General features: G+C 63.7%; 1 protein-coding gene. It reads right to left on the reverse strand.

All coding sequences use genetic code 11. The features are described 5' to 3' along the window. Positions 1-150: 150 nt before the first annotated feature. Positions 151-581: MlaA family lipoprotein (locus tag FUT87_RS21625; protein ID WP_147242350.1), on the reverse strand; the 431-nt coding region annotated here is incomplete at its 5' end.

The following is a 581-nucleotide window of genomic DNA, read 5'->3' on the forward strand; positions in this document are numbered from 1 at the left end:
GCGATCGACACGATCGCGTTCAGCAGCAGTCGTTTGGTGGCATTCATGCTTGTCCTTTCTCTCTCTTCATGACACGGACCGGCCCACAACGTGGCAGGTCCGGTGCCGGTTCACGGCCACCCCCGCGGGCGTTACCGGTTGTTGCCAGGATCAGCGGTCGCCCTGCGGGTTGACCGGCTTCTCGTCCGGGGTGATGACTTCGTAGTCGTCGTCATCGTCTTCCTGCTGTTCCTTGTGGGACTTGATGTTGCGACGCTGCAGGTAGGCGTCGCGGACGAAGGTGTACTTGTCCAGCGCGATGCCATCCAGCATGTCGGTCACCCGCAGCAGGTTGGCACGGGTGTTGATCACCTGCAGCGCGGTGATCGCGAACTTGTATTCGCCGTCATCGAAGAGATAGGCCGGCGAATAGTAGGCGTTGACCGGCAGCGCCACCGAGTCCCGCAGCGAGGACGGGCCCAGCAGCGGCCACACGATGTAGGGCCCGGTCTTGACGCCCCAGTAACCGAGCGTGCGACCGAGGTCCTCGGAGGTCTTCTCCAGACCCGCCGGCGTGGCGATGTCGATCAGGCCGGCGATGC

The organism is Mitsuaria sp. TWR114 (assembly GCF_007997345.1).